Source organism: Castellaniella sp. GW247-6E4 (assembly GCF_040276065.1).
Taxonomy (GTDB): Bacteria; Pseudomonadota; Gammaproteobacteria; order Burkholderiales; family Burkholderiaceae_B; genus Castellaniella.
Genome location: NZ_JBELOI010000002.1, coordinates 189185 through 211329, shown reverse-complemented (window position 1 = coordinate 211329; position 22145 = coordinate 189185). Strand labels below are relative to the sequence as shown.

Sequence of the window (22145 nt, the reverse complement as noted above, 5' to 3'; positions counted from 1 at the left end):
CTTCTGAACCCTGGATTTTGAGTCATGCCGGCATCGCTGCTATCGGGCCTTTCGATCGACGCTCTGGTCATCCGCATGGTCGCGACGGCATTCGTCGTGATCGCCGTCACCTGGTCGGTGGGGGCGTTCGGTCCGCGCATCGGCGGGGCGCTGGCGGGCTTGCCGATCGTGCTTGGCCCCGGCTTTTATTTCCTCGGCGCCCAGGCCTCCGCGCCCTTCATCGCGCAGGCCGCCACATATGCCCTGCTGTCGCTGTGCGCCACCCAGCTCTTTTTGCTGGCCTACCTCGCGGCGGCGCGTCGGGCGAGGCCCCTGGCGGCCCTGGCCGGCGCCCTCACGGTCTGGCTGCTGTCCGCGGCCATGCTCCGTCTCCTGCCCGCCGAGGTCTGGCTGGCGGCGACGCTGTTTGCCCTGGCGACATGGGCCTGCTGGTCCATCGGTGCGCGGTTCCTGTCCCCTGTCCCCACGGCCAAAGGCAAAGTCGGCGGCACCGGCCTGCTGCTCCTGAGGGGGCTGTTGGCCGGCGTGCTGGTGGCCGCCGTCACCACCTTGAACCAGCGGCTGGGATCGGCCGGGTCGGGGCTGCTGCTGGCCTTTCCGATCGGCTACACCGTGATCGCGGTGACGATCCATCAGCGCATCGGCAGCGCCAGCGTGATCGCCACCTTGCGCTCGGCGCTGCTCGGGACTGTCAGCCTGGCAGGCTTCTGCGCCACGCTGGCGCTCGCGATCACGCTCGGACCATGGCAGGCGGCGTTGGGGATTGCACTGGCGGCATCGGTCGCCATCACGCTCTGGCTGGTTCAGGCCGCGGCGAGAAAATCCCGCGCATCGCCCGCCGGCGACGCCTTCGAGGTAAAAAAAAGGGATACCCATGCAGGTATCCCGTGAACATCCGCTTCGATAGGGAGGGGAAGAGGAGAAGCTGAAGCGGACGACAAGACCCTCGCGGCCCCGGAGGACCGACGGACGAGTCCATGACGAATTAGTCCGACCGCGTGGTGAAAAGTTTCCACTCGGCGGCCATCGAAGTGAAAAAAATTATGACCGCGTCGCGGCGCAAGACGCGGCCGGGTCCGCCGGGCTCAGGCCACCAGTGCCTCGTGCTGCTCGGCCAGCGCCGCGCGCAGTTTCTTGAACGCCGCTGCCTCGATCTGGCGCACACGCTCGGCGGAAATGCCGTACTCCTGGGCCAGCTCATGCAGCGTGGCACCGCCCTCGTCGCGCAGCCAGCGCGCCCGTACGATACGCTGGGAACGGGGATCGAGGGCCTCGATGGCCTGCTCGAGCCCGACGCCGTGGAGCGTGTCGCGATCGCGGCGGGCCAGCACCTGGGAGGGTTCTTCGCCTTCGGCCGAGAGCCAGGAAATCGGCGTGAACGCGTCCTCGTCGCCCCGAGGCGATTCGAGGGCACACTCACCGCCCGAAAGACGCACCTCCATTTCGGAGACATCCTCGGGGCGGACGTTCAACTCGCGGGCAATGTCATCGATCTGCCCCGGCGCCAAGGTCTGGCCATCCGGACGCATGCGGCGCAGGTTGAAGAACAGCTTGCGCTGCGCCTTGGTGGTGGCAACCTTGACCAGGCGCCAGTTACGCACGACGTACTCGTGGATTTCGGCCCGGATCCAATGGACCGCGAAGGACACCAGCCGCACGCCGCGATCGGGATCGAAGCGCCGCACGGCCTTCATCAGGCCGATATTGCCCTCTTGGATGAGGTCGGCGTGCGCCAGGCCATACCCTAGATACTGGCGGGCGACGGACACGACCAGGCGCAAGTGCGACATCACCAACTGCCCGGCGGCACCCAGATCATCCTCGTCGCGCAGGCGGCGGCCCAGGTCGGCCTCCTGCTCGGCGCTCAGCATCGGCAGGCGATTGACGGCACTGATGTATGCCTCGATCGTGCCCAACGCACCCGGATTGGAGATCGCCACGGCCAGATTGGCCGGCGCGAGCGCCAGGGATTGCGAAGAATTGCTCATGTTCGATTGGTCCTCGAAAGGGAGATTCCCAGTGATATGTTAGCACTCTATGGTGTAGAGTGCTAATTTTCGGCTGCCTTACCGTGGGACCGCGCGGGCGCTGGAAAGTTCCCCGATCCTGGGCCGATCCGCCATCATATAATGGCGTACCCCTCGCAAAAAATACCCATGACGTCGGCCTCCACCGCTATGCCCGAGCGCCGCTCGCGCAACCTGACCCAGAACGTCGTCGCCGTGCTGTCCGAGCGCATTCGCAACGGCGAGTTCCACGTCGGCGAAAAACTGCCCACCGAGTCCGAGTTGATGGAGGCCTTCGGCGTCAGCCGCACGGTGATCCGCGAGGCCATCTCGCGGCTGCAGGCGGCGGGCCTGGTCGAGACGCGGCACGGCATCGGCACGTTCCTGCTCGAGCCCCAGAGCGGACAGCGTCTGCGCATCCATGCCGAGGACATCCTCACGATGCTCGACATCATGGCGATCCTGGAACTGCGCATCAGCCTCGAGACCGAGGCTGCCGGCCTCGCGGCGCAACGGCGCACCGAGGCCCAGGTCCAGCAGTTGCGCGGCATCCTCGACGAATTCGCCCAGCATATCCAGAAAAATACCGGCAACGCGGTCGTGGCCGACATCGCGTTCCACCTGCTGGTGGCCACGGCCACAGGCAACCGCTACTTCCACGACATCCTCAAGCAATTGGGCGAGGCGCTCATTCCGCGCACCCGCATCGACTCGGCTGCGCTGGCCGAAGACGGCCACGGCAACTATCTGCACCGGGTCCACCTCGAGCACGAGGACATCTACAGCGCCATTGCGCGCAAGGACCCGGACGCGGCCCGCGCCGCCATGCGCACACACCTGGCCAACAGCCGCGAACGGCTGCGCAAGGCCCAGGAACTCGTCCGTCAGCCGGGATAGCCCGCGGCAAATCCAATCGGGGCTCAGGGCAGCTCGAGCTCGGCCACCAGAGGGGCGTGATCCGAGAGCTGCTTCCAGGGAGCGCCGTACAGGACGCGCGCCCGCCGCACGGCAAAACCACGCTGATAGATCCGATCCAGGCGCAGCCAGGGAAAGGCCGCCGGGAATGTGCGCGGCGGCAGCGTCAGGCGGGCACCACCGTTGATGCCGAGCTCGGGCACGCTCGCCAGGCCACGGTCTGCAGTCCAGGGCATATGCCCACGCAGACGCGCAACAGTGCGCCGCAGGCGGTGGATTTCGCCGCCACCCTGCGGTGCCACCGCGAACACCTCGTAGAGACCGAGCTGCTGGACGAACAGGGGCGCCAGGCGGTTGCCCCAGTCATTGAAGTCCCCGGCGATCAACAGGGGCTCGTCGTCGGGCACCAGTCGCCCGATGCGCTCGACCAGCGCCTGGACCTGGCGCGAACGCCCCCCGGCCAGCAGGCCCAGGTGCACGACAATGCAATGGACCGGCTGCCCCTCGACCTCGACCACGCCGTGCAACAGGCCGCGCTGCTCCAGCTTGTGATCGGAAATATCCTGGTTCTCGTACTGGAGGATGGGGTAGCGCGACAGCAGGGCGTTGCCATGATCGGTCGCTTCGCGCACCGCATTGCAACCGTAGGCGGCCTCCATGCGCAGCACGGCCGCCAGGGATTCATGCTGCGCGTCGAGGCTGCCATGCCGTTGGTTGCGTCCCTGGACCTCTTGCAGGAACAACAGGTCTGGCCGCAGCCCATAGAGCCCCAGGCGCAAGTCGGAGAGCGACTCGCGGCCACCCGTCGCCGACCGGCCCTTATGGATGTTGTAGCTGACGACCCGGATGATCGACACGCCGGGCCCCGCCCTACTTGGCCTCCGCCTGACGCACGCGGATGTGCAGTTCGCGCAACTGCTTTTCATCCACGGCCGACGGGGCATGGGTCAGCAGGCACTGGGCGCGCTGAGTCTTGGGGAAGGCGATCACGTCGCGGATGGATTCGGCCCCAGCCATCAATGTCACTAGGCGGTCCAGGCCAAACGCCAGCCCGCCGTGGGGCGGCGCGCCGTACTGCAAGGCATCGAGCAGGAAGCCGAACTTCGCGCGCGCCTCGTCCTCGTCGATGTTCAAGGCCTTGAAGACCTTGCGCTGGACGTCGGCGCGATGGATGCGCTCGGAGCCGCCACCGATCTCCCAGCCATTGAGCACCATGTCATAGGCCCGCGCCAGCGCCCGGCCCGGATCGGTTTCCAGGAAATCCTCGTGGCCCGCCTTGGGGCAGGTGAAGGGATGGTGCGCGGCCGTGTAGCGGCCCTCAGCCTCGTCGTACTCGAACATGGGGAAATCGACCACCCACAGGGGCTGCCAGCCCGGCTCGAATAGACCGTGCTCGCGGCCGAACTCGCTCAGGCCGAGCTTGACGCGCAGGGCACCGATGGCGTCGTTGACCACCTTGGCCTGGTCGGCACCAAAAAAGATCAGGTCGCCGTCGGCCGCGCCGGTGCGCTCGACCAGCGCGCGCAGCGCATCGACGTGGATGTTCTTGACGATGGGCGACTGCAGCCCCTCGGGAATTGCCGTCGCGTCGTTGACCTTGATGTAGGCCAGGCCGCGTGCGCCGTAGATGCCGACGAACTTGGTGTAGGCATCGATCTCGCTGCGCGGCAGGCTGCCGCCGCCGGGCACGCGCAAGGCCACCACGCGGCAGGCGGGATCGCTGGCTGGGCCGGAGAACACCTTGAAGTCCACGTCGCGCATCAGATCGCCAACGTCGACGAACTCGAGCTTGACGCGCAAATCGGGTTTGTCCGAGCCGTAGCGGCGCATCGCCTCGCCCCAGCTCATCGCCGGGAAGGGCTGGGGCAGGTCGACGCCCTGCACCTCGCGAAACACCTCGCGCACCATGCCCTCGAAGATCTCGCGGATCTGGACCTCGTCGAGGAAGGAGGTCTCGCAATCGATCTGGGTGAACTCGGGTTGCCGGTCGGCGCGCAGGTCCTCGTCGCGAAAGCACTTGGTGATCTGGTAGTAACGGTCGAAACCCGAGACCATCAGCATCTGCTTGAAGAGCTGGGGCGACTGTGGCAGGGCAAAGAACTCGCCCGCATTCACGCGCGAGGGCACCAGGTAGTCGCGCGCGCCCTCGGGCGTGCTGCGCGTGAGCATGGGCGTCTCGATGTCGATGAACCCCAGGGCGTCCAGGTACTTGCGCACCGCCATCGACACGCGGTGGCGCAGCAACAAATTGCGCTGCATCTGCGGGCGGCGTAAATCCAGCACCCGATGGGTCAGGCGGGTGGTCTCGGACAGGTTGTCATCGTCGAGCTGGAAGGGCGGCGTCACTGAGGCATTGAGGATTTCGATCTCGCGGCACAGGACCTCGACCTCGCCCGAATGCAGGTCCGGATTGGCCGTGCCCTCGGGACGCAGGCGCACCAGGCCGGTGATCCTCAGACAGTATTCATTGCGGATGCGCTCGGCGGTGGCGAAGGTGTCGCGGTTGTCGGGATCGACGACGACCTGGGCCAGGCCCGCGCGGTCGCGCAGGTCGATGAAAATCACACCGCCATGATCCCGGCGGCGGTGCACCCAGCCGAACAGGGTCACAGTCTGGTCGAGGTGGGCTCTGGAAACCTCGCCGGTATAGCAAGTGCGCATCAAGGATGACTCCGTAGATTTTGAATGATCGATGGTCAGGGCTGCGATGGCGGCGCGACCGGCGGTTCCGCCGGCTCTGGCAGGGTGGTGTAGGTCGGCGCCACCACGCCCATCGAGATGATGTGCTTCAGAGCGGCCTCGACCGACATCTCGAGCACGCGCACGTCCGTACGCGGCAACATCAGGAAAAAACCCGACGTCGGATTCGGCGTCGTCGGCACGTAGACGCTGACGTGATCGTCCCCCAGTATCGCCGAGACCTCATCGCAGGGCACGCCGGTGAGAAAGCCGATGGTCCACAGGCCCTTGCGCGGGTACTGCACCAGAACCGCCTCGCGAAAAGCCTGGCCGTTGGGCGCGAACATCGTATCGCTGACCTGCTTGACGGCATTATAGATGGACCGCACCAGGGGAATCCGGCCAAGCAGGCGCTCCCAGCGGTCCAGCAGGGCGCGGCCGATGAAGTTGGCGCACAGCACCCCGGTCAGCAGAATCACCGTCAGCACCAGGGCAAACTGGAAGCCGGGGATGTTCACGCCGAACAGGGCCTGCGCCGACAGGAACGCCGGCACCAGGCCCTCGAGGGTCTCGACCAGCATGGCCAGCACCCAGAACGTGGCGATCAGGGGAATCCAGATCAGGAGGCCGGTGACAAAATAACGCTTGAAAAAACGCATGGGTGCGGGGCTGTGATGACTCAGCCGGGCGAGGAAGGCGAGGTGGCCGGGGCGGCGGGCGCAGGCGCCTCGCCGCCCGAGGACTTGGGCTCGGCACCCGCGGCGCCCGGCTTGGAGCCGCCGCGGAAATCGGTTTCGTACCAACCCGTGCCCTTGAGGCGGAAGCCAGCGGCGGTCACCTGTTTCTCATAGGTGTCGCGACCACATTCCGGACAGGTCCTCAGCAGCGGATCGGAAATCTTGCGCAGCACATCCTGCTCGTGACCGCAGGCGCTGCAACGATAAGCATAAATAGGCACAACAGGTTCCCGTAAGCACGTTTCCTACGGGATTTTAGCCCCTTTTTGTCGCTGGGCCGCCCCAAGACAAAAACACCCCCTGGGGGGCAGCAAGCCGCAGGCGCAGCGTGGGGGGGACCCTTTTGTCGCTGGGCCGCCCCAGGGCGTGGGCGCGTGCCCGCCCACGCACCGGCGCAACACTCAGACGAAGGACGTGGGCAACAAAAACAGGCAGGCCGCGACCAGCGTGGGGACGGAGGCCGCCCCGAGCAGCCGCAGCGGCGAGATCGATCCGTCCGAGAAGCTGCCCTTGAGAATGGAGAAGCCCGCCGGGTTGGGCGCGTTGGCGATGACCGTCAGGCCTCCGCCGGTGACCGCGCCGGCCACCAGCATATAGCGCCAGAGCTCGCCCGTGCCCTCGACCAGCGAGCCCAGGTAGGTCAGGGCGGCATTGTCCGTGACCGCCGTCAGCAGGGTGGCGCCCACATAGAGCACGTAGGGCGACAGGCCGCCCAGCAGGTCCTGCAGCCACCACTGCTGCAGGCCGCCCAGGACCACCAGGCCCGCAAGAAAGAAGCCCACCATGAACCCCTCGCGGATCAGCAGGGGCGACTGGTGGCGCTTGTAGGCATGCGCAAAGCCGATGAACAGCACCAGCAGCCCGAGGAAGATCTTGATGTGGTGGGCCGACAGCACGATCGCCAGCAGGAACAGCACGTGCACGGCCATGACCACCGCCGGCACGGGCGGGCGGGTCTGCTCGGGCGCGCCCTCCGGGCGGCCGCCGATGCTGCCGTCCAGCAGGAAGGGCCTGCAGATCCAGGTCAGGACCAGGCTGTTGATGAGGACCGCCGCCACCGCGCGCCAGCCGAAATGGGTCGCCATGAAGGCCGTGTCCCAGCCAAAGGTATTCGCCACCATCAGCACGGGCGGCGCGGCGTAGGCGGTCAGCACGCCGCCGATCGAGATATTGACGAACAGGACGCCGACGGTGAGATACTTGAACCCGTCCTGGCCCGGGCGCTGGAAATAGGTCTGGCGCAGCAGCAAAGCGGCCAGGGTCATGGCGGCCGGCTCGGTGATCAGCGAGCCCGATAGCGGCACCAGGAACATGACGACAAAAAACCGCGACAACTCGTGGCGCACCGGCAGCAGGCGCGAAAAGCCGAGGACGCACAGGTTGACCAGCTCGATGATGGGCCGGCTGGCCGCCACCACCATGATGACGAACACAAAGGCCGGCTCGGTGAAATTGCGGGTATCAAGGTATTCGACCGCGTCCTGGAGGCTCACGGTCATGGACATCCAGACGAACAGCGCGCAGGCCCAGACTCCGAACACGGCCTCCACCTCGGACAGCATGTGCCACAGGCCCGCATGCGTGCCGCCGCGATTGGCCATCCGCGCAAACACCGGCACAGAAAACGTGTGGATGACGGCAAGCGCGAACAATGCGGTCGCCACGACCTCGATATGACTGGGCATCAAAAAACCTCGTGAACGAAACTGGTGAACGAATCAGATATTCCTTGGGACCTCACGCACGAGCCTTTCATCCCGTGCCGGCGGACGCCAGGATCATCCGGGCGCCCTTTTCTGCAATCATGATGGTGGGGGAATTGGTGTTTCCCGACGTGATCGTCGGCATGACGGAAGCGTCGATCACCCGCAGCCCCTCGACGCCGTGCACACGCAGGGTCGGGTCGACCACCGCCATCGGATCGGCGCCCATTTTACAGGTCCCGACCGGATGGAAAATCGTGGTGCCGATATCGCCGGCGGCAGCCTCGAGTCCTTCTTGGGTCTGGACGGCGGCGCCGGGCTTGTATTCCTCGGGCGCATAGCGCGCCATGGCCTGCTGCGCCAGGATGCGCCGCGTCAAGCGCAAGCCGTCGGCGGCCACCGCACGATCCTCGGGTGTCTGCAGATAGTTGCACAGGATAGCCGGCGCCTCGGCGACATTGGGCGAGGTGATGCGCACATGGCCGCGGCTGGTCGGGCGCAGATTGCAGACCGCGGCGGTGATCGCTGGAAAGGAATGCAGGGGATCGCCGAACTTGTCCAGGGACAGAGGCTGTACGTGGTATTCCAGATTGGGCCGGTCCTGGCCCGGATCGGAGCGCGCAAAGGCGCCGAGCTGCGAGGGCGCCATCGACAGCGGGCCGCTGCGCGAGAGGGCATATTGAGCCCCCATCCAGGCCTTGCCCAGCCAGGAATTCGACAGCGTGTTGAGCGTGCGCGCGCCGCGGACCCGGAAGATCATGCGCAACTGCAGGTGGTCCTGGAGATTCTCGCCCACGCCGGGCAGATCGTGCATCACGGGTATGCCCAGGGTATGCAGGCGCTGGCCCGGGCCGATGCCCGAGACCTGCAGCAATTGGGCCGAGCCGATCGAGCCGCCGGCCAGGATCAGCTCGCGGCGCGCGCGTGCCGTGCGCTGCGCCCCATCTTGCACAAAGACCACGCCCGTGGCGCGCCGCCCGGAAAACGTGATGCGCTCGGCGCGCGCGCCCGTCAGGACGGTGAGGGTCGGTCGCGACTCGACCGGATGCAGAAAGGCCTTGGCCGCGCTCCAGCGCACGCCGCGACGCTGGTTGACCTCAAAGTAGCTGCAGCCCTCGTTGTCGCCGCAGTTGAAATCCTCGGTGCGCGGGATGCCCGCCTGCGCGGCCGCCTCGCGAAAAGCGTCGAGGATGTCCCAGCGCAAGCGCTGGGGCTCGACCCGCCAGGTGCCCCCGGCGCCGTGAAACGGCGTAGCGCCGCCGTGGTGGTCCTCGACGTCGCGAAACAGGGGCAGCACCTCGTCCCAGGACCACCCTGGATTGCCCATGGCCGCCCAGCCATCGTAATCGGCCGCCTGCCCGCGCAGGTAGAGCATGCCGTTGATCGAGGAGGACCCCCCCAGCACCCGGCCTCGCGGATAGCCCAGGGATCGATAGTTCAGGCCGGGATCGGGCTGCGTGTGATAGCACCAGTCGGTGCGCGGATTGCCGATGCAGTACAGGTAGCCGACAGGGATGTGGATCCAGCGCCAGTCGTCGCGGCCGCCGGCCTCGAGCAGCAGCACCCGGTGATCGCGCGACAGGCGATTGGCCAGCAGGCAGCCGGCGGAACCAGCGCCGACCACGACATAATCGAATTCCAGCTCTGTGGCTGCGGTCCCTTCGGCCATGCACGTCTCCCAGCCGGGTGCCCTGCCGTCGGGCCTCGACATCTCTTTCTGATCCGTTCATTCTAGCCGGATTCGATCGGACGCCGCACGACGGCCCTCAGCCCAAAGGCAAGACCGTCCCCGCGAGAGCCGCCACGATCAACAGGACGCCGACGTGCATGTTCGAGCGAAACAGCATCAGGCCGCGCTCGGGGTGGCCGACATCGAACCCCTTGATCTGCCAGGCCAGGTGCGCGGCGATTCCGGCCATCACCAGGTGATACGGCCAGTCCATGCCCATGCTCGCCCCCGAGGCGAACCAGAGCGCGGCGGCCGCGGCATACATCACGCCGATCCAGAGCCGGCCCCGATCGCCGAAACGCATGGCCACCGAACGCAGCCCCAGCATGCGGTCGTCGCGGATGTCGATGTAGGCATAGATGGCGTCGTACCCAACCTGCCACAGCACCGCGCCCACCCACATGCCCACGGCGGCCCAGGGAACGGCGTCGCGCGTGTCGGACCAGGCCATCAGCATGCCCCAGTTGAAGGCGATGCCCAGCACCACCTGGGGCCAATAGGTATAGCGCTTGCACAGTGGATAGATGATCACCAGCGGCACCAGCGCCAGCGCCAGCCAGCGGCTCATGCTGTTGATCGCCAGCAAGAGCGTCGCCGACACCAGTATCTGGGCGAGCGCGAACCACAAGGCCGCCCGCAACGTGAGCTGGCCGCTGGTCAGGGGCCGAAAGCGCGTGCGCTCGACGCGGCGATCGAAGTCGCGGTCGAAGATATCGTTGAAGGTGCAGCCGACCCCGCGCATCAGCAAGGCGCCCAGGGAAAAGATGAGGACTCGCCAGAGCGTCGGCCAGCCATCGGCCGCCTGCACCAGAGCGGCCAGCGCGGGCAGCAGCGTCAGCCAGGTGCCCACCGGCCGGTCCAACCGGCACAAGCGGGCGTATGGCCCCCAGGCGGTCGGCAAGTAGCGCGCGACCCAGTCGTCGTGGCGCATGTCCGAGAGGTCGATCGCCGGGTCCGCGCCCACGCGGGGCGCGCCGGGCCGGTCCGGAGCGCCCATGTCAGGCCGCGTCGGCACGCCGGATCAGCTCGCCCAGCACCGCGATACCGGCGCGGATGCGCGGCTCGGGCACCGTCACGAAGCTCAGGCGCAAGGTGTTGGCCTGCGGCTCGACCCCGGCAAAGAACGGCGCGCCCGGCACGAACGCCACATTGCGCGCGATGGCCTCTTGCAACAGCCGCCCGGTGTCGATGCCCGCAGCGAGGGTGACCCAGATGAACATGCCGCCCTCTGGACGCGTCCAGCGCGCCGTGTCGGGGAAATGCTCGCTCATGGCCTCGAGCATGTAGCCGCATTGGCGACGGTACAGCGCCCGCACCTTGGGCAGGTGTTCCGCCAGGAAATCGTCGCGCAAGGCTTCGTGAACGGCCATTTGGGTGACCGTGGCGGTGTGCAGGTCGGTGGCCTGTTTGATCTGGACGAGCTTGGCGATGATGTCGCGCGGCGCCACCACATAGCCCAGGCGCAGACCCGGAGCCAACACCTTGGAGAACGTCCCCAGACGGACTACGGTGGCACCGGCGGCGCGGCCCAGGCCCAGCAGGCTGGGCAGGGGCTCGCCGGCGTAGCGCAGTTCCCCGTACGGATCGTCCTCGATGATGGGCAGGCCGAACCGGGCGCAGCGCTCGACCAGAGCCTGGCGGCGCGCCAGATCCAGCGTCAGGCCGGTCGGGTTGTGGAAATTCGGCAATGCGTAGATAAAGCGCGCGCCCGCCGCCAACGCCTCATCGATGGCCTCGGGAACCAGCCCGCGCCCGTCTGTCGGCACCGCCACGAACTCCGGTTCGCACAGGGAAAACGACTGCAGGGCCCCCAGGTAGCTGGGCGCCTCGACGAGGACGCGCGAGCCCGGATCGATGAACAGCTTGCCCAGCATGTCCAGCGCCTGCTGCGAACCCGATACGATCAATACCTCGTCGGCCGTGACCTGCGCGCCATGGCGACGCATGTCCTCGGCCACCCAGGCCCGCAAGGGCGCATAGCCCTCGGTGGGACCGTACTGCAGGGCGGTATCGCCACGGGCATCGAGGACGTCGTCGAATGCGGCGCGGATCCGCGCGATCGGAAAGCCCTGCGGCGAGGGCAGGCCGCCGGCAAATGAGATGACCTCCGGACGCTCGGTGATCTTGAGGATCTCGCGGATCGTCGAGCTGGTGAGCTTCTGCGCACGTTGGGAAAAAACGCGGGGGCGGGCGGGCATGTCCATGCGGGGGCCTGTTGATACTACGTCATGAGCGGAAAAGTGTTGCCTATATTACCGCAGGCGGTGGCGTCCCATGGCCTCATGCGCGCACCGCGCGGGGCACGGGCGATCCCGCCTCCGCGACCCTGCGCTCGATGTGCGCGAGCGACTCCTCGACTTGGTCGATCAGGATCAGGCACAGGTCGCCCGGGCCGAGCCGCTCGAGGGCGGTGTCGATCGCCAGGAATTCGCCGTGGATCTCGCGCAGGTCCGCCATCCGCTGCGCCCGGGCGAGGCCCTCGCGCAGCAGCGCGAGGACCTCGCCGTCGGCACGGCCGCGCTGGCATTGATCCTGATAAAGAATGACCTCGTCGAAGGCATCGCCCAGGATTTCGGTCTGACGGCGGATGTCCGCGTCGCGCCGGTCCCCGGCGCCGCTGATCACCACGCTGCGCCGCACCGCCGGCATGGCCTCCACCGCCTGGACCAGCGCGAGGATCGCATCCGGATTATGGCCATAGTCGGCGATCAAGGTGGCGCCGCGGTACTCAAAGAGATTGAACCGTCCGGGCACCGCGCGCGCGTCGTTGACGAAGGACGCCAGGCCCGCCTCGATGCGCGTCCACGGCACCTCCAGCGCCCACGCGGCGGCGGCGGCCGCCATGGCATTGTCGACCTGGAATGCAATCGTGCCCAGGCGCGTCAGCGGCACGCGCCCGAGCTCGATGCGGAATTCGAAGCCGTCCTCCGCGAACACCATGTCGCCCTGGTCCACGTAGACCACCCGGCCGCCCTTGGCCTGGTGGGTGGCGATCACGGGATTGTGCCGGTCGCCGGCAAAGAACGTCACCCGCCCCGGGCAATTCTCGGCCATGCGCACGACGATGGGATCGCCCGCGTTCAAGACCGCGGTGCCGTTGGGCGCGACGTTTTCGACGACGACGCGCTTGACGATCGCCAGGTCTTCGACCGTGCTGATGTAGCTCAGGCCAAGATGGTCGCCCACGCCAATATTGGTGACCACCGCCACATCGCAGCGATCAAAGCCCAGACCCTCGCGCAGGATTCCGCCGCGCGCGGTCTCGAGCACCGCGGCCTGGACGTCCGGGTGCAGCAGGACGTTGCGCGCGCTGCGCGGTCCGCTGCAATCCCCGGTATCGATGCGGCGTTCGCCGATGTACACGCCGTCGGAATTGGTCATCCCCACGCACCAGCCCTGCTGGGCACACAGGTGTGCGATCAGGCGCACAGTGGTGGTCTTGCCGTTGGTGCCGGTCACCGCGACCACCGGAATGCGGCCATCCTCGCCCGGCGGGAACAGGCTGTCGATGATGGCCGCGCCCACGTCGCGCCCGGTCCCGAAGGACGGACTCAGGTGCATGCGCAGGCCCGGCGCCGCGTTCACCTCGACGATGCAGCCGCCCTCGGCGGTCAGCGGCTCGTAGACGCTGCGGCTGACCAGGTCGATGCCGCAAACGTCCAAGCCGACCATCTGCGCGGCCGCGATCGCGCTCGCCGCCAGATCCGGATGTACGTGGTCGGTGACGTCCGTCGCCGTGCCGCCGGTGCTCAGGTTGGCGTTGTTGCGCAGGACGACGCACACGCCCGGTGCAGGAACCGAATCCGGCGTACACCCCTGGGCGGCCAGTGTCGCCAGGGCGATGTCGTCCAGGCAGATGCGCGTCAGCGAGGAACCGTGCCCCTCGCCGCGCAGGGGATCCTGGTTGATCAGGTCCACGAGCTGGGCGATGCTGCGCTCGCCATCGCCCACGACCTGCGGCGGATCGCGGCGTGCGGCCGCCACGAGACGGTCGCCCACGACCAGCAGGCGAAAGTCGTGGCCCGGAAAATAGCGCTCGACGATCACGCCGGCGCCATGTTCGCTGGCCACTGCGTAGGCGGCCAGCACCTGCTCGCGGCCCTGCACGTTGACAGCCACGCCACGGCCCTGATTGCCGTCCTGGGGCTTGACCACGACCGGCCCGCCGATCTCGCGCGCCGCGCACCAGGCGTCCTCGGCGTCCCGCACGCAGCGACCGGCCGGCACCGACACGCCGGCCGCCGCGAGCAGGACCTTGGTCAGCGCCTTGTCCTGCGCAATGGCCTCGGCGATGGCGCCGCTGGCATCGGTTTCGGCCGCCTGGATCCGGCGCTGCCGGCAGCCCCAGCCGAACTGGACCAGGCTGCCCTCGGTGAGCCGTCGATAGGGAACCCCGCGCCGCTCGGCCGCTTGCACGATCGAGCCGGTGCTGGGCCCCAACCGTACGTCCTCATTGAGTGCGCTCAGGCGCGCCACGGCGTCGGCAAGGTCGAACGGCTCGTCCTGCATCGTGGCGATGCACAAGGACTGGGCCAGGTCGAAGGCCAGGCGGCCCACGGCCTCCTCCGTGTACTCGATCACCACCTGGTAGACACCGGGATCGAGGGTCGCCGCGGTACGGCTGAACGCAACCGGGCAGCCCGCCTGGGACTGCAGGCGCAGCGCCGCATAGGACAGGATGTGCGCCAGCGAATTGACCCCTTCGTGGCCGAACGGCCGCAAGATGTCGATATCGGGAAACCGCGAGCGCAAGCGGGTCTCGAAGGCCTCCATGTCGCCGATGGCCCGCTCGCTCTCGGAGCAGGCGACGATGGCCTCGATCGCCGTCTGCCGGCACCACAAGTTGGGGCCCCGCAGGGCGCGCACGCGGGAGACTTCCATGGGAACAGGTTCCTTTCCAAGAGGGGGTGATGAATTGGGGGACGGCTCAGGTTCGGACGGCGCCGGCCGCCTCGATGGGGTCCTGGATGGGTGCGGACAGGCCCGCCCCCCAGGTACGCACACCGGTACGCATCATGTCGACGTCGACGCCCAGCATCCAGACGACCGCAAGCGCCGCCGCCACACTGGACAGGCCGCCCTCGGCGTCCTCGATGCCGGCGGGCAGTTCGTCGCCGGCCAGGACCGGAATTTCGATGCCGCCTTCCGTCAGCGCAATCCCCCGGCCGCGCGCCACGACCGCGCGCCCGCCGCCAGCCAGGTGCGCCGCCACGACGGGCGAGACCTCCCGGACGCTGTAGAACGCCACGGCGCCATCGCACAAGGGCGCCAGGTCCGCCACCATGGGATCGTCGGCATTGAGCACCCCGGCCCCGCCCGGCAGGATCACGTCCACCTGGGTGCGATACACCTGGCGCAATTGCTCGGGCTCGGTCATGTGGAACTCGGGCCAGGTTCTGGCCGGATCAATCGAGGTCACGACGCCGATCTGGCAACGGTCGTAGGGCAGGCCCTCGCCCAGGATGACCCTGGCCCCGTTCTCGATCACCGCCGCCTGGACCGCCGGATTGAGCAGGACGCGGCGGCCGGCCTCCCAGTGGGCGCAGTCCCCGGCCTCGACTTGCCGCCGACCGAGGAACAGGCCATCGCTGCAGGCCAAGCCGACCGAGCGCCCGGCGAGCCGCAGCAGATGGTCCACCAGGCGAGCGATGCGGGTCTTGCCCGTGCTGCCGGTGATGCCGACGACCGGCACACGCCCGTCGTCGCTGCCCGGAAAGAGATCGTCCACGATGGCCTTGCCCACCGGGCGCGGCGTGCCGCTGGCCGGCTTCAGGTGCATGAGCAGGCCCGGGCCCGCATTCACCTCGACGATGGCACCGCCCTGCTCGTCCAGCGGGCGCGAGATGTCGCTCGCCACCAGATCGATGCCGGCGATGTCCAGCCCCACCACCCGCGCGGCTAGCGACACCTGCTCGGCCACCTGCGGATGCACCAGGTCGGTGACATCGTGGGACACATTGCCGTTGCGCTGAATCACCACCTCGACGCCCGCCGGCGGCACGGTGTCGCCATCCATGCCCTGGCGCGCCAATTCGAGGCGCGCCGCGGAATCCAGACGGATCCAGTTCAAGGGATGGTCCTCGTCACTGCCGCGCCGGGGATCGGAATTGATCTGCAATTCAATCAATTCGCGCACGCTCGAGCGGCCATCGCCGATCACCCGGGCGGCCTCGCCGCGCGCCGCTGCGATCAGGCGCCCGCCCACCACCAGCAGGCGATGCTCGTCGCCCGGGACGAAATGCTCGACGATCACGCCACTGCCCTCATCCACGGCGACCGCATACGCCGCATCGACCTCGACCCGGGTCGTCAGATTGGTGAAGACCCCTCGGCCATGATTGCCGTCCGACGGTTTCACGACCACGGGCAGGCCAATCGATTCTGCGGCCTCCCAAGCCTCATCGGCGCTCTCGACCAGCCACCCTTGCGGCACCGGCACCCCGCAGGCGCTCAGCAAACGGCGGGTCAGGTCCTTGTTGCGCGAAATGCCCTCGGCGATGGCGCTGGTGCGGCTGGTCTCGGCCGTCCATATCCGGCGCTGGTTCGCCCCGTAGCCCAATTGCAGCAGGTTGGCCTCGCTCAGGCGGATGGCCGGAATGTCCCGGTCGTCGGCCGCGTCCACGATGCAGGCGGTGCTGGGGCCGAGATTGAGGCTGTCGGCGAGCGCGCGCAACTCGCTCACCGCGGCCTGGACGTCGTAGGGACGGTCCTCGATCGCCGCCATGACCAGATCGCGCCCCGCATACAGAGCCGCGCGGGCCAGGGGCTCGTGCCAGGCGCGGATAATCACCTTGTAGACACCGCGCACCGCGGTCTCGCGCGCGCGCCCCAGGCCGCCCGGCATGCCCGCCAGGCTTTGCAGCTCGAGGGCCACGTGCTCGAGGATATGGCCCGGCCAGGTGCCCCGGCGCACGCGCTGCAGGAAACCGCCGCGCTCGCCGATGCTGCACCGGTGCTCGACCAGCGTGGGCAGCCAGTCGACCAGGCGCTCATAAAACCCGGGAATGGTATCGGAGGGGCAATCCTCGAGATCGCCGATATCGACCAACGCCTCGACGACAGGCCGGTAGGCCCAGATATTCGGCCCCCGCAGATGCACCATATTGATGAAATCAATACTTTTTCTATTCATCGCGGAACCATGCGCAAGGAGGGGCTCGAAAGTCGTTCGGCCGGCGCGGGCGCCGGGCACGATAGTGTCGTGCGTGACGGCAACCATCATAATCTCGCGCCTGTTGCGAAGCACGAAAAAAACATCGAAAATTGTATGAATGGCACCACACCGATGCCTGACCGGCGCCTCAACCCCGCCGGGCCCCATTACCCTGGACGAACATTACGCCGCCCGATTCCTCCACGCCCCACCCGCGGGAGCGGTTTTTCATGCAGGGTACCCTCGCCGACACCTCCTCTTTCGCCGCCCCCGCGGACGCGCCGCCCGAGCCATGGCGCGACTCCCTGGGCGCCTGCCTCGCACCCGGGGAATCCCTGCTCGCCTGGATGGAGGTCGACCTGGACACTGAGCTGCGCTACGGGCGCGGCCTCGTGGTCCTGACGAACCGGCGCTGGCTGGCCCAGATGGGCGACCAGGCGAACTGGCGATCCTGGCCCTTGCGCGCCGACCTCGAGCTGCGCTTGCACGACCACGCAGGCGTGGGCAGCCTCGAGCTGCGCGACGCGCACGCCCGGCTGGCCCTCTGGCGCTACACTCTGGGCCTGCACCCGGCGGCTCTGCGCCTGGCGGCCCGCTACGAGGCGGTGCGCCGGCCCGGCCAGGCCGAGGTGCCGCCCGAGACGCAGCCCGCCGCGCGGCAGGCGCCGCCGTCGGCGAGTTCGCTGCTGCGCTTGTGGCGCTTTGCCCGCCCCTACCGCAAGCATTTGCTGGCGGGCCTGGCCCTGACCTTGGCCTCGACGGCGGCCGCCCTGGTGCCGCCCTACCTGACGATGCCGCTCATGGACGACGTGCTGATCCCGTTCCAGAACGGCAGACCCATCGACTACACGCTGGTGTCCCGGTACCTGGGCGCGCTGCTGGTCTCCTCGCTGCTGGCCTGGGCCCTGGGCTGGGGCCGCAGCGTGATTCTGGCATGGGTCAGCGAACGCATCGGCGCAGACCTGCGCACCGCCACCTACCAACACCTGCAGCAGCTCTCGCTGCAGTACTTCGGGGGCAAGCGCACGGGCGACCTGATCGCCCGCATCGGCTCGGAATCCGACCGGATCTGCCTATTCCTGTCGCTGCACCTGCTGGACTTCATCACCGACGTCCTCATGATCACCATGACCGCCGTGGTGCTGCTGGCGATCAATCCGCTGCTGGCCGTGGCCACGCTCGCGCCCCTGCCGTTGATCGTATGGCTGATCCACCTCGTGCGCGACCGCTTGCGCCATGGATTCGAAAAGGCGGACCGCGTCTGGTCCGAGATCACCAACGTGCTGGCCGACACCATCCCGGGCATCCGGGTGGTCAAGGCCTTTGCCCAAGAGAGCCGCGAGGTCGCCCGGTTCCGCGAAGCCAACGACCGCAATCTGGCCATCAACGATCGGGTCAACGCCCTATGGTCGCTATTCTCACCCACCGTGACGCTGTTGACCGAAATCGGCCTGCTGGTGGTCTGGATCTTCGGGATCTGGCTGGTCGCCCATGAATCCATCACGGTAGGCGTGCTGACGGCGTTTCTCACTTATATCAGCCGCTTCTATATCCGGCTGGACTCGATGAGCCGGATCGTGTCCACCACCCAGAAGGCAGCCGCCGGCGCCAAGCGTATCTTCGACATCCTGGACCACACTTCCAGCGTGCCGGAGCCCGAGCGTCCACGGCACCTCGAGCAGGTGCGCGGGCACATCGAACTCACCCGGGTCGGTTTCCGCTATGGCAACCGCCGCGTGATCCAGGACATCAGCCTGGACATCGCGCCGGGCGAAATGATCGGCCTGGTGGGCCACAGCGGATCGGGCAAAAGTACCCTGGTCAATCTGATTTGCCGTTTCTACGATGTATCGCAGGGCGCAATCCGGATCGACGGGGTCGACATCCGCGCGCTGCCAGTCTCCGAGTACCGGCGCCACATCGGCCTGGTCCTGCAGGAGCCTTTCCTGTTCTTCGGCACCGTGGCCGAGAACATCGCCTATGGCAAGCCCGATGCCAGCCGCACCGAAATCGTGGCGGCGGCGCGCGCCGCCCACGCCCATGAATTCATACTGCGCCTGCCGCATGGCTATGACTCGCTGGTTGGCGAGCGCGGCCAGGCCCTGTCCGGCGGCGAACGGCAGCGGATCTCGATCGCCCGCGCCCTGCTGATCGACCCGCGCATCCTGATCCTGGACGAGGCGACTTCCTCGGTGGACACGACGACCGAGAACGAAATCCAGAAGGCGCTCGACAACCTGGTGCGCGGGCGCACGACCATCTCCATCGCCCACCGCCTGAGCACGCTGCGCGAGGCCGACCGGCTGGTCGTGCTGGATCGCGGCCGCATCGTCGAAATCGGCCGCCACGAGGACCTGCTGGCGCGCGGCGGCGCCTATGCGCGCCTCTATCAGGCGCAGGCCAGGGACGAGTCCGAGCCCTCGGAGGGTCGCGGCGACGACTGGCTGGAGGAGGACCATGACCTCGAACCCGCCTGAAACGCGAGATCATCCGGGGTACCGCCTGGAGCGCGACCCCTTCGGCCGCCTGGCGCTGGTGCGCAACGGCCAGCGTATCGCCCCGGTCGTGCCGGTGCGCAGCTTTCCGATCGCGGCACCGGACGAAGGCATTGCGCTGATCGATCCGCAAGGCCGCGAGGCCGCCTGGATCGAACGCCTGGAGGACCTGCCCGCCGACCTGCGGGCCCTGATCGCCGACGCACTGGCCAGCCGCGAGTTCGTCCCGAAGATCCAGCGCATCCGCCGCGTCTCGACCTATGCGACGCCCAGCATCTGGCAGGTCGACACCGATCGCGGCCCGACACAGCTCACCCTCCGGGCCGAGGAGGACATCCGCCGGCTCTCGGCCGAGAGGCTGTTGATCGCCGACAGCCACGGCACCCAGTTCCTCATCCGGGACGTATCCGCCCTGGACAAAACCAGCCGGCGCTTTCTGGACCATTTCCTGTAGGAGCCCTCTCCGGGGCTGGCAAGGCATGCGGGCCACGACCCGCGCATCGCCGCAGCCCTACACCGCGCGCTGCGGCGCGAGACCGGGCAGCGATAGCGTGCAAGTGCCGGGCCGCACGCAACGGATGAACTCGCGCGAGGCGTCGATGCAGCCGCCCGCGGCATAGACCCCAGAGGGGTCGCGCAGCCGCAGCATACGCTCGAGGATGGCGGCGACTTCAGCGGGATCGCGCGCGCTGGCCTGCACACGCGCCTCGACGGCGCTCTCGTCCATCCACAGCCGCCCGGCCGCATCATGACGCAGACCGTGGCGCCAGTGATAGAGCTCAATGCACTTGTCCGCCAGGGAGTACGCGCATCCGGGCTTCCAGAAATTCGTGAAACGCCCGGCCCCCAGGTAGAACACCCAGGACCCTTCGTAGCCCTCGACGTTGGCCGACGCCTCGTCGGGGTTGCGGAACCACAGGCGATCGCCCGGCACGTAGTAGCGAGCCGGCAGCGGCTCGCCCAACGAGCCGTACTCCTGCAAAAAGACCTCGTGAAATCGGCCCGACATGATGGCCGCGCGCTCCCACTGCTGTCGCAGGGCCTCCAGCAGCCCGGGATTGCACTCGGCCAGCTCCTGTGCGAGGGCGAGCAGCAGGACGTACTCGGTGGCGCGATAGCAGGAAAAGGAATACAGGCGTCCCGAGGCGTCCGGCTGCGTGGCCTTGCGCAGGGCGTCGGCCAGATCATGCCCTGGAACGATGGTGAAGCCCGTGGACTCGGCATACGTCCAGCACCCCTCGGGGCGCTCGGCCTGCTCGGTGTCGAACGCCAGCACGGTGCGGTTCGCGGCCCGCACGATGCGCCGCCTCAGGCGTACCGCCGAGACCAATTCGTCATACGACGGCAGCTCGAAGGCGATGGGCCCGAGCAGCATCGCCGCGAGGATCTCAACGTCCAGATCGCGATCCCCGCCGTCCGGATCCAGACCCAGCGCGGCCGCCAGACCCGAGGTGTCGTGGCCGGGGGCGCAGCGCGCGGCGGATTCGGCGTCCAGGCGGAAATCCAAGTAGGGGCCGGCCGCATCCCGACCGCAAGCGGTCTCGACCCGAGGCGCCAGGCCCAGGTTGGCCAGCCAGGCCCGCGTTCGTTCACCGTCGGCCACCAGGCCCCGCGGATCACCGCCGGCGCGCAGCCGGATGCCCTGCCAGCGGTCCGCCCAGGGACCGTCCGGCCGCCGCATCACGTCAGGGCCGCCGCTCATGGCCGCAAGCGCCTGGGGCCAGGTCCAAAACCGGGGAAGGGAGCGCGCCGGTGTGCCGAATCGGAACGGTTGCGCATGGCTGATTCAGTGTCCTGTCTGGCCAATCAAATCCTGCAATTCCGGCAGCACGCGCCGCGCAGCCCGCTCGCCCTCATCAATCGCCGCCGCCGCACGGTGATAGTCCATCAGGGCGAAGTTCGCCAGCCGTGGCCGGATCATCACGTCTGCCGGCTCGCCCGCGAGGCGGCTGCGCGTGATGCGCACCTGCATGATGTTCAGGCTGATGCTCAGCACATCGAAGATCGATGGCATGTCCACCGCCTCGGGCGCGGCGCCCTTGGCTCCGCCGAGGCCCAGCGGCAGGCGGCTCAGCATCGAGGCAAGGGCACCGGGCTCGGCGGGCGGCGGTGCCTCGTCCGGCTCGAAATGGCGCCCGATCAGGTCCGCATTCAAGTCCACCGCCACGACGATATCCGCCCCCATCGCGCGGCACAGGGACACCGGCACCGGATTCACCAACGCGCCGTCGACCAGCAGGCGCCCCTCGTGCTGCGCGGGCTTGAACAGGCCGGGCAAAGCGGCGGAGGCGCGCACGGCATCGAAGACGGAACCCTCGCGCAGCCAGATTTCGCGTCCCGAGGCCAGCTCGGTGGCAACCGCCCCGTAGGCTTTGGGCAGGCTGGGAATCAGCGTGTCGTTCAGGTGCGTGCGGAGAAAGGAAAAAAGCCTTTCGCCGTGGATCAGCCCACCGCTGACGCTGAAGTCCAGCAAGCCGACCACCCCCTGCCAGGTAAGGCCCCTCACCCAGGTCTCGAGGGGCTCGATCTGGCCGTCCGCGTACGCCGCGCCGACCAGCGCGCCGATCGACGTCCCGCACACGATGTCCGGCGAGATGCCGGCTTTTTCGAGGACGCGGATGACGCCGATATGCGACCAGCCGCGCGCCGATCCGCTACCAAGCGCCAGCCCGATCCGGGGCGCGGCGGCGGGAGGACGGAGCCCGTTCATGGGCCTGGAGGCCGGCGC

General features: G+C 67.9%; 17 protein-coding genes. 4 read left to right on the top strand and 13 right to left on the bottom strand.

What is annotated here, in order from left to right; translation table 11 throughout:
* Positions 1 to 24: 24 nt before the first annotated feature.
* Positions 25 to 891, top strand: a complete 867-nt coding sequence (locus ABS761_RS04080) for a hypothetical protein (protein WP_350406809.1) — start codon at positions 25 to 27, stop codon at positions 889 to 891.
* 194 nt (positions 892 to 1085) lie between these two features.
* Here the strand turns inward: ABS761_RS04080 and rpoH are convergent, their stop codons facing one another.
* On the bottom strand, positions 1086 to 1988 hold the full coding sequence (rpoH, locus tag ABS761_RS04075; RefSeq protein ID WP_350406808.1) for an RNA polymerase sigma factor RpoH: 903 nt from the start codon (positions 1986 to 1988) through the stop codon (positions 1086 to 1088).
* A gap of 168 nt (positions 1989 to 2156) precedes the next feature.
* Here rpoH and ABS761_RS04070 point away from each other — a divergent pair, with 168 nt between their 5' ends.
* On the top strand, positions 2157 to 2903 hold the full coding sequence (locus ABS761_RS04070) for a FadR/GntR family transcriptional regulator (RefSeq protein ID WP_350406807.1): 747 nt from the start codon (positions 2157 to 2159) through the stop codon (positions 2901 to 2903).
* Positions 2904 to 2926: 23 nt separating this feature from the next.
* Here the strand turns inward: ABS761_RS04070 and ABS761_RS04065 are convergent, their stop codons facing one another.
* The 10 genes from ABS761_RS04065 to ABS761_RS04020 all read right to left on the bottom strand — a co-directional run bounded on the left by ABS761_RS04065 (position 2927) and on the right by ABS761_RS04020 (position 16901).
* Positions 2927 to 3778 carry an endonuclease/exonuclease/phosphatase family protein gene (locus tag ABS761_RS04065; RefSeq protein WP_350406806.1) on the bottom strand — a complete coding sequence of 284 codons (852 nt, stop codon included), beginning with the start codon at positions 3776 to 3778 and terminating at the stop codon, positions 2927 to 2929.
* Between the two features lie 13 nt (positions 3779 to 3791).
* Complete coding sequence (aspS, locus tag ABS761_RS04060; RefSeq protein WP_350406805.1) at positions 3792 to 5582, bottom strand: aspartate--tRNA ligase; 1791 nt, start codon at positions 5580 to 5582, stop codon at positions 3792 to 3794.
* 35 nt (positions 5583 to 5617) lie between these two features.
* Positions 5618 to 6259, bottom strand: a complete 642-nt coding sequence (locus tag ABS761_RS04055; protein WP_350406804.1) for a DUF502 domain-containing protein — start codon at positions 6257 to 6259, stop codon at positions 5618 to 5620.
* Between the two features lie 20 nt (positions 6260 to 6279).
* Entirely contained in the window at positions 6280 to 6558 is a 279-nt protein-coding gene (locus ABS761_RS04050; RefSeq protein WP_350406803.1) for an FmdB family zinc ribbon protein, read from the bottom strand.
* A gap of 180 nt (positions 6559 to 6738) precedes the next feature.
* Positions 6739 to 8022 carry a putative Na+/H+ antiporter gene (locus ABS761_RS04045; protein WP_350406802.1) on the bottom strand — a complete coding sequence of 428 codons (1284 nt, stop codon included), beginning with the start codon at positions 8020 to 8022 and terminating at the stop codon, positions 6739 to 6741.
* A 67-nt stretch (positions 8023 to 8089) separates the two neighbouring features.
* Positions 8090 to 9709 carry a GMC family oxidoreductase gene (locus ABS761_RS04040; RefSeq protein WP_350406801.1) on the bottom strand — a complete coding sequence of 540 codons (1620 nt, stop codon included), beginning with the start codon at positions 9707 to 9709 and terminating at the stop codon, positions 8090 to 8092.
* 97 nt (positions 9710 to 9806) lie between these two features.
* Entirely contained in the window at positions 9807 to 10766 is a 960-nt protein-coding gene (ubiA, locus tag ABS761_RS04035) for a 4-hydroxybenzoate octaprenyltransferase (protein ID WP_350406800.1), read from the bottom strand.
* A 1-nt stretch (position 10767) separates the two neighbouring features.
* Positions 10768 to 11973, bottom strand: a complete 1206-nt coding sequence (locus ABS761_RS04030) for an aminotransferase-like domain-containing protein (RefSeq protein ID WP_350406798.1) — start codon at positions 11971 to 11973, stop codon at positions 10768 to 10770.
* Between the two features lie 76 nt (positions 11974 to 12049).
* A complete protein-coding gene (gene cphA / locus ABS761_RS04025; protein ID WP_350406797.1) occupies positions 12050 to 14650 on the bottom strand; it encodes a cyanophycin synthetase in 2601 nt (866 codons plus the stop codon).
* 46 nt (positions 14651 to 14696) lie between these two features.
* The gene (locus ABS761_RS04020) at positions 14697 to 16901 is read right to left on the bottom strand and encodes a cyanophycin synthetase (RefSeq protein ID WP_350406796.1); all 2205 of its coding nucleotides are present in this window, start codon (positions 16899 to 16901) and stop codon (positions 14697 to 14699) included.
* 251 nt (positions 16902 to 17152) lie between these two features.
* On the opposite strand from ABS761_RS04020, the gene ABS761_RS04015 reads away from it, so the two are divergent.
* Both ABS761_RS04015 and ABS761_RS04010 read left to right on the top strand, forming a co-directional pair.
* Complete coding sequence (locus ABS761_RS04015) at positions 17153 to 19399, top strand: cyanophycin metabolism-associated ABC transporter (RefSeq protein WP_350406795.1); 2247 nt, start codon at positions 17153 to 17155, stop codon at positions 19397 to 19399.
* The gene (locus tag ABS761_RS04010; protein WP_350406794.1) at positions 19380 to 19871 is read left to right on the top strand and encodes a cyanophycin metabolism-associated DUF1854 family protein; all 492 of its coding nucleotides are present in this window, start codon (positions 19380 to 19382) and stop codon (positions 19869 to 19871) included. Before ABS761_RS04015 ends, ABS761_RS04010 begins: the two co-directional genes overlap by 20 nt.
* Before the next feature lie 57 nt (positions 19872 to 19928).
* Here the strand turns inward: ABS761_RS04010 and ABS761_RS04005 are convergent, their stop codons facing one another.
* Positions 19929 to 21119 carry a TGL-type protein-glutamine gamma-glutamyltransferase gene (locus ABS761_RS04005; RefSeq protein WP_350406793.1) on the bottom strand — a complete coding sequence of 397 codons (1191 nt, stop codon included), beginning with the start codon at positions 21117 to 21119 and terminating at the stop codon, positions 19929 to 19931.
* A gap of 84 nt (positions 21120 to 21203) precedes the next feature.
* Entirely contained in the window at positions 21204 to 22127 is a 924-nt protein-coding gene (gene rssA, locus ABS761_RS04000) for a patatin-like phospholipase RssA (protein WP_350406792.1), read from the bottom strand.
* Between the last annotated feature and the right edge of the window lie 18 nt (positions 22128 to 22145).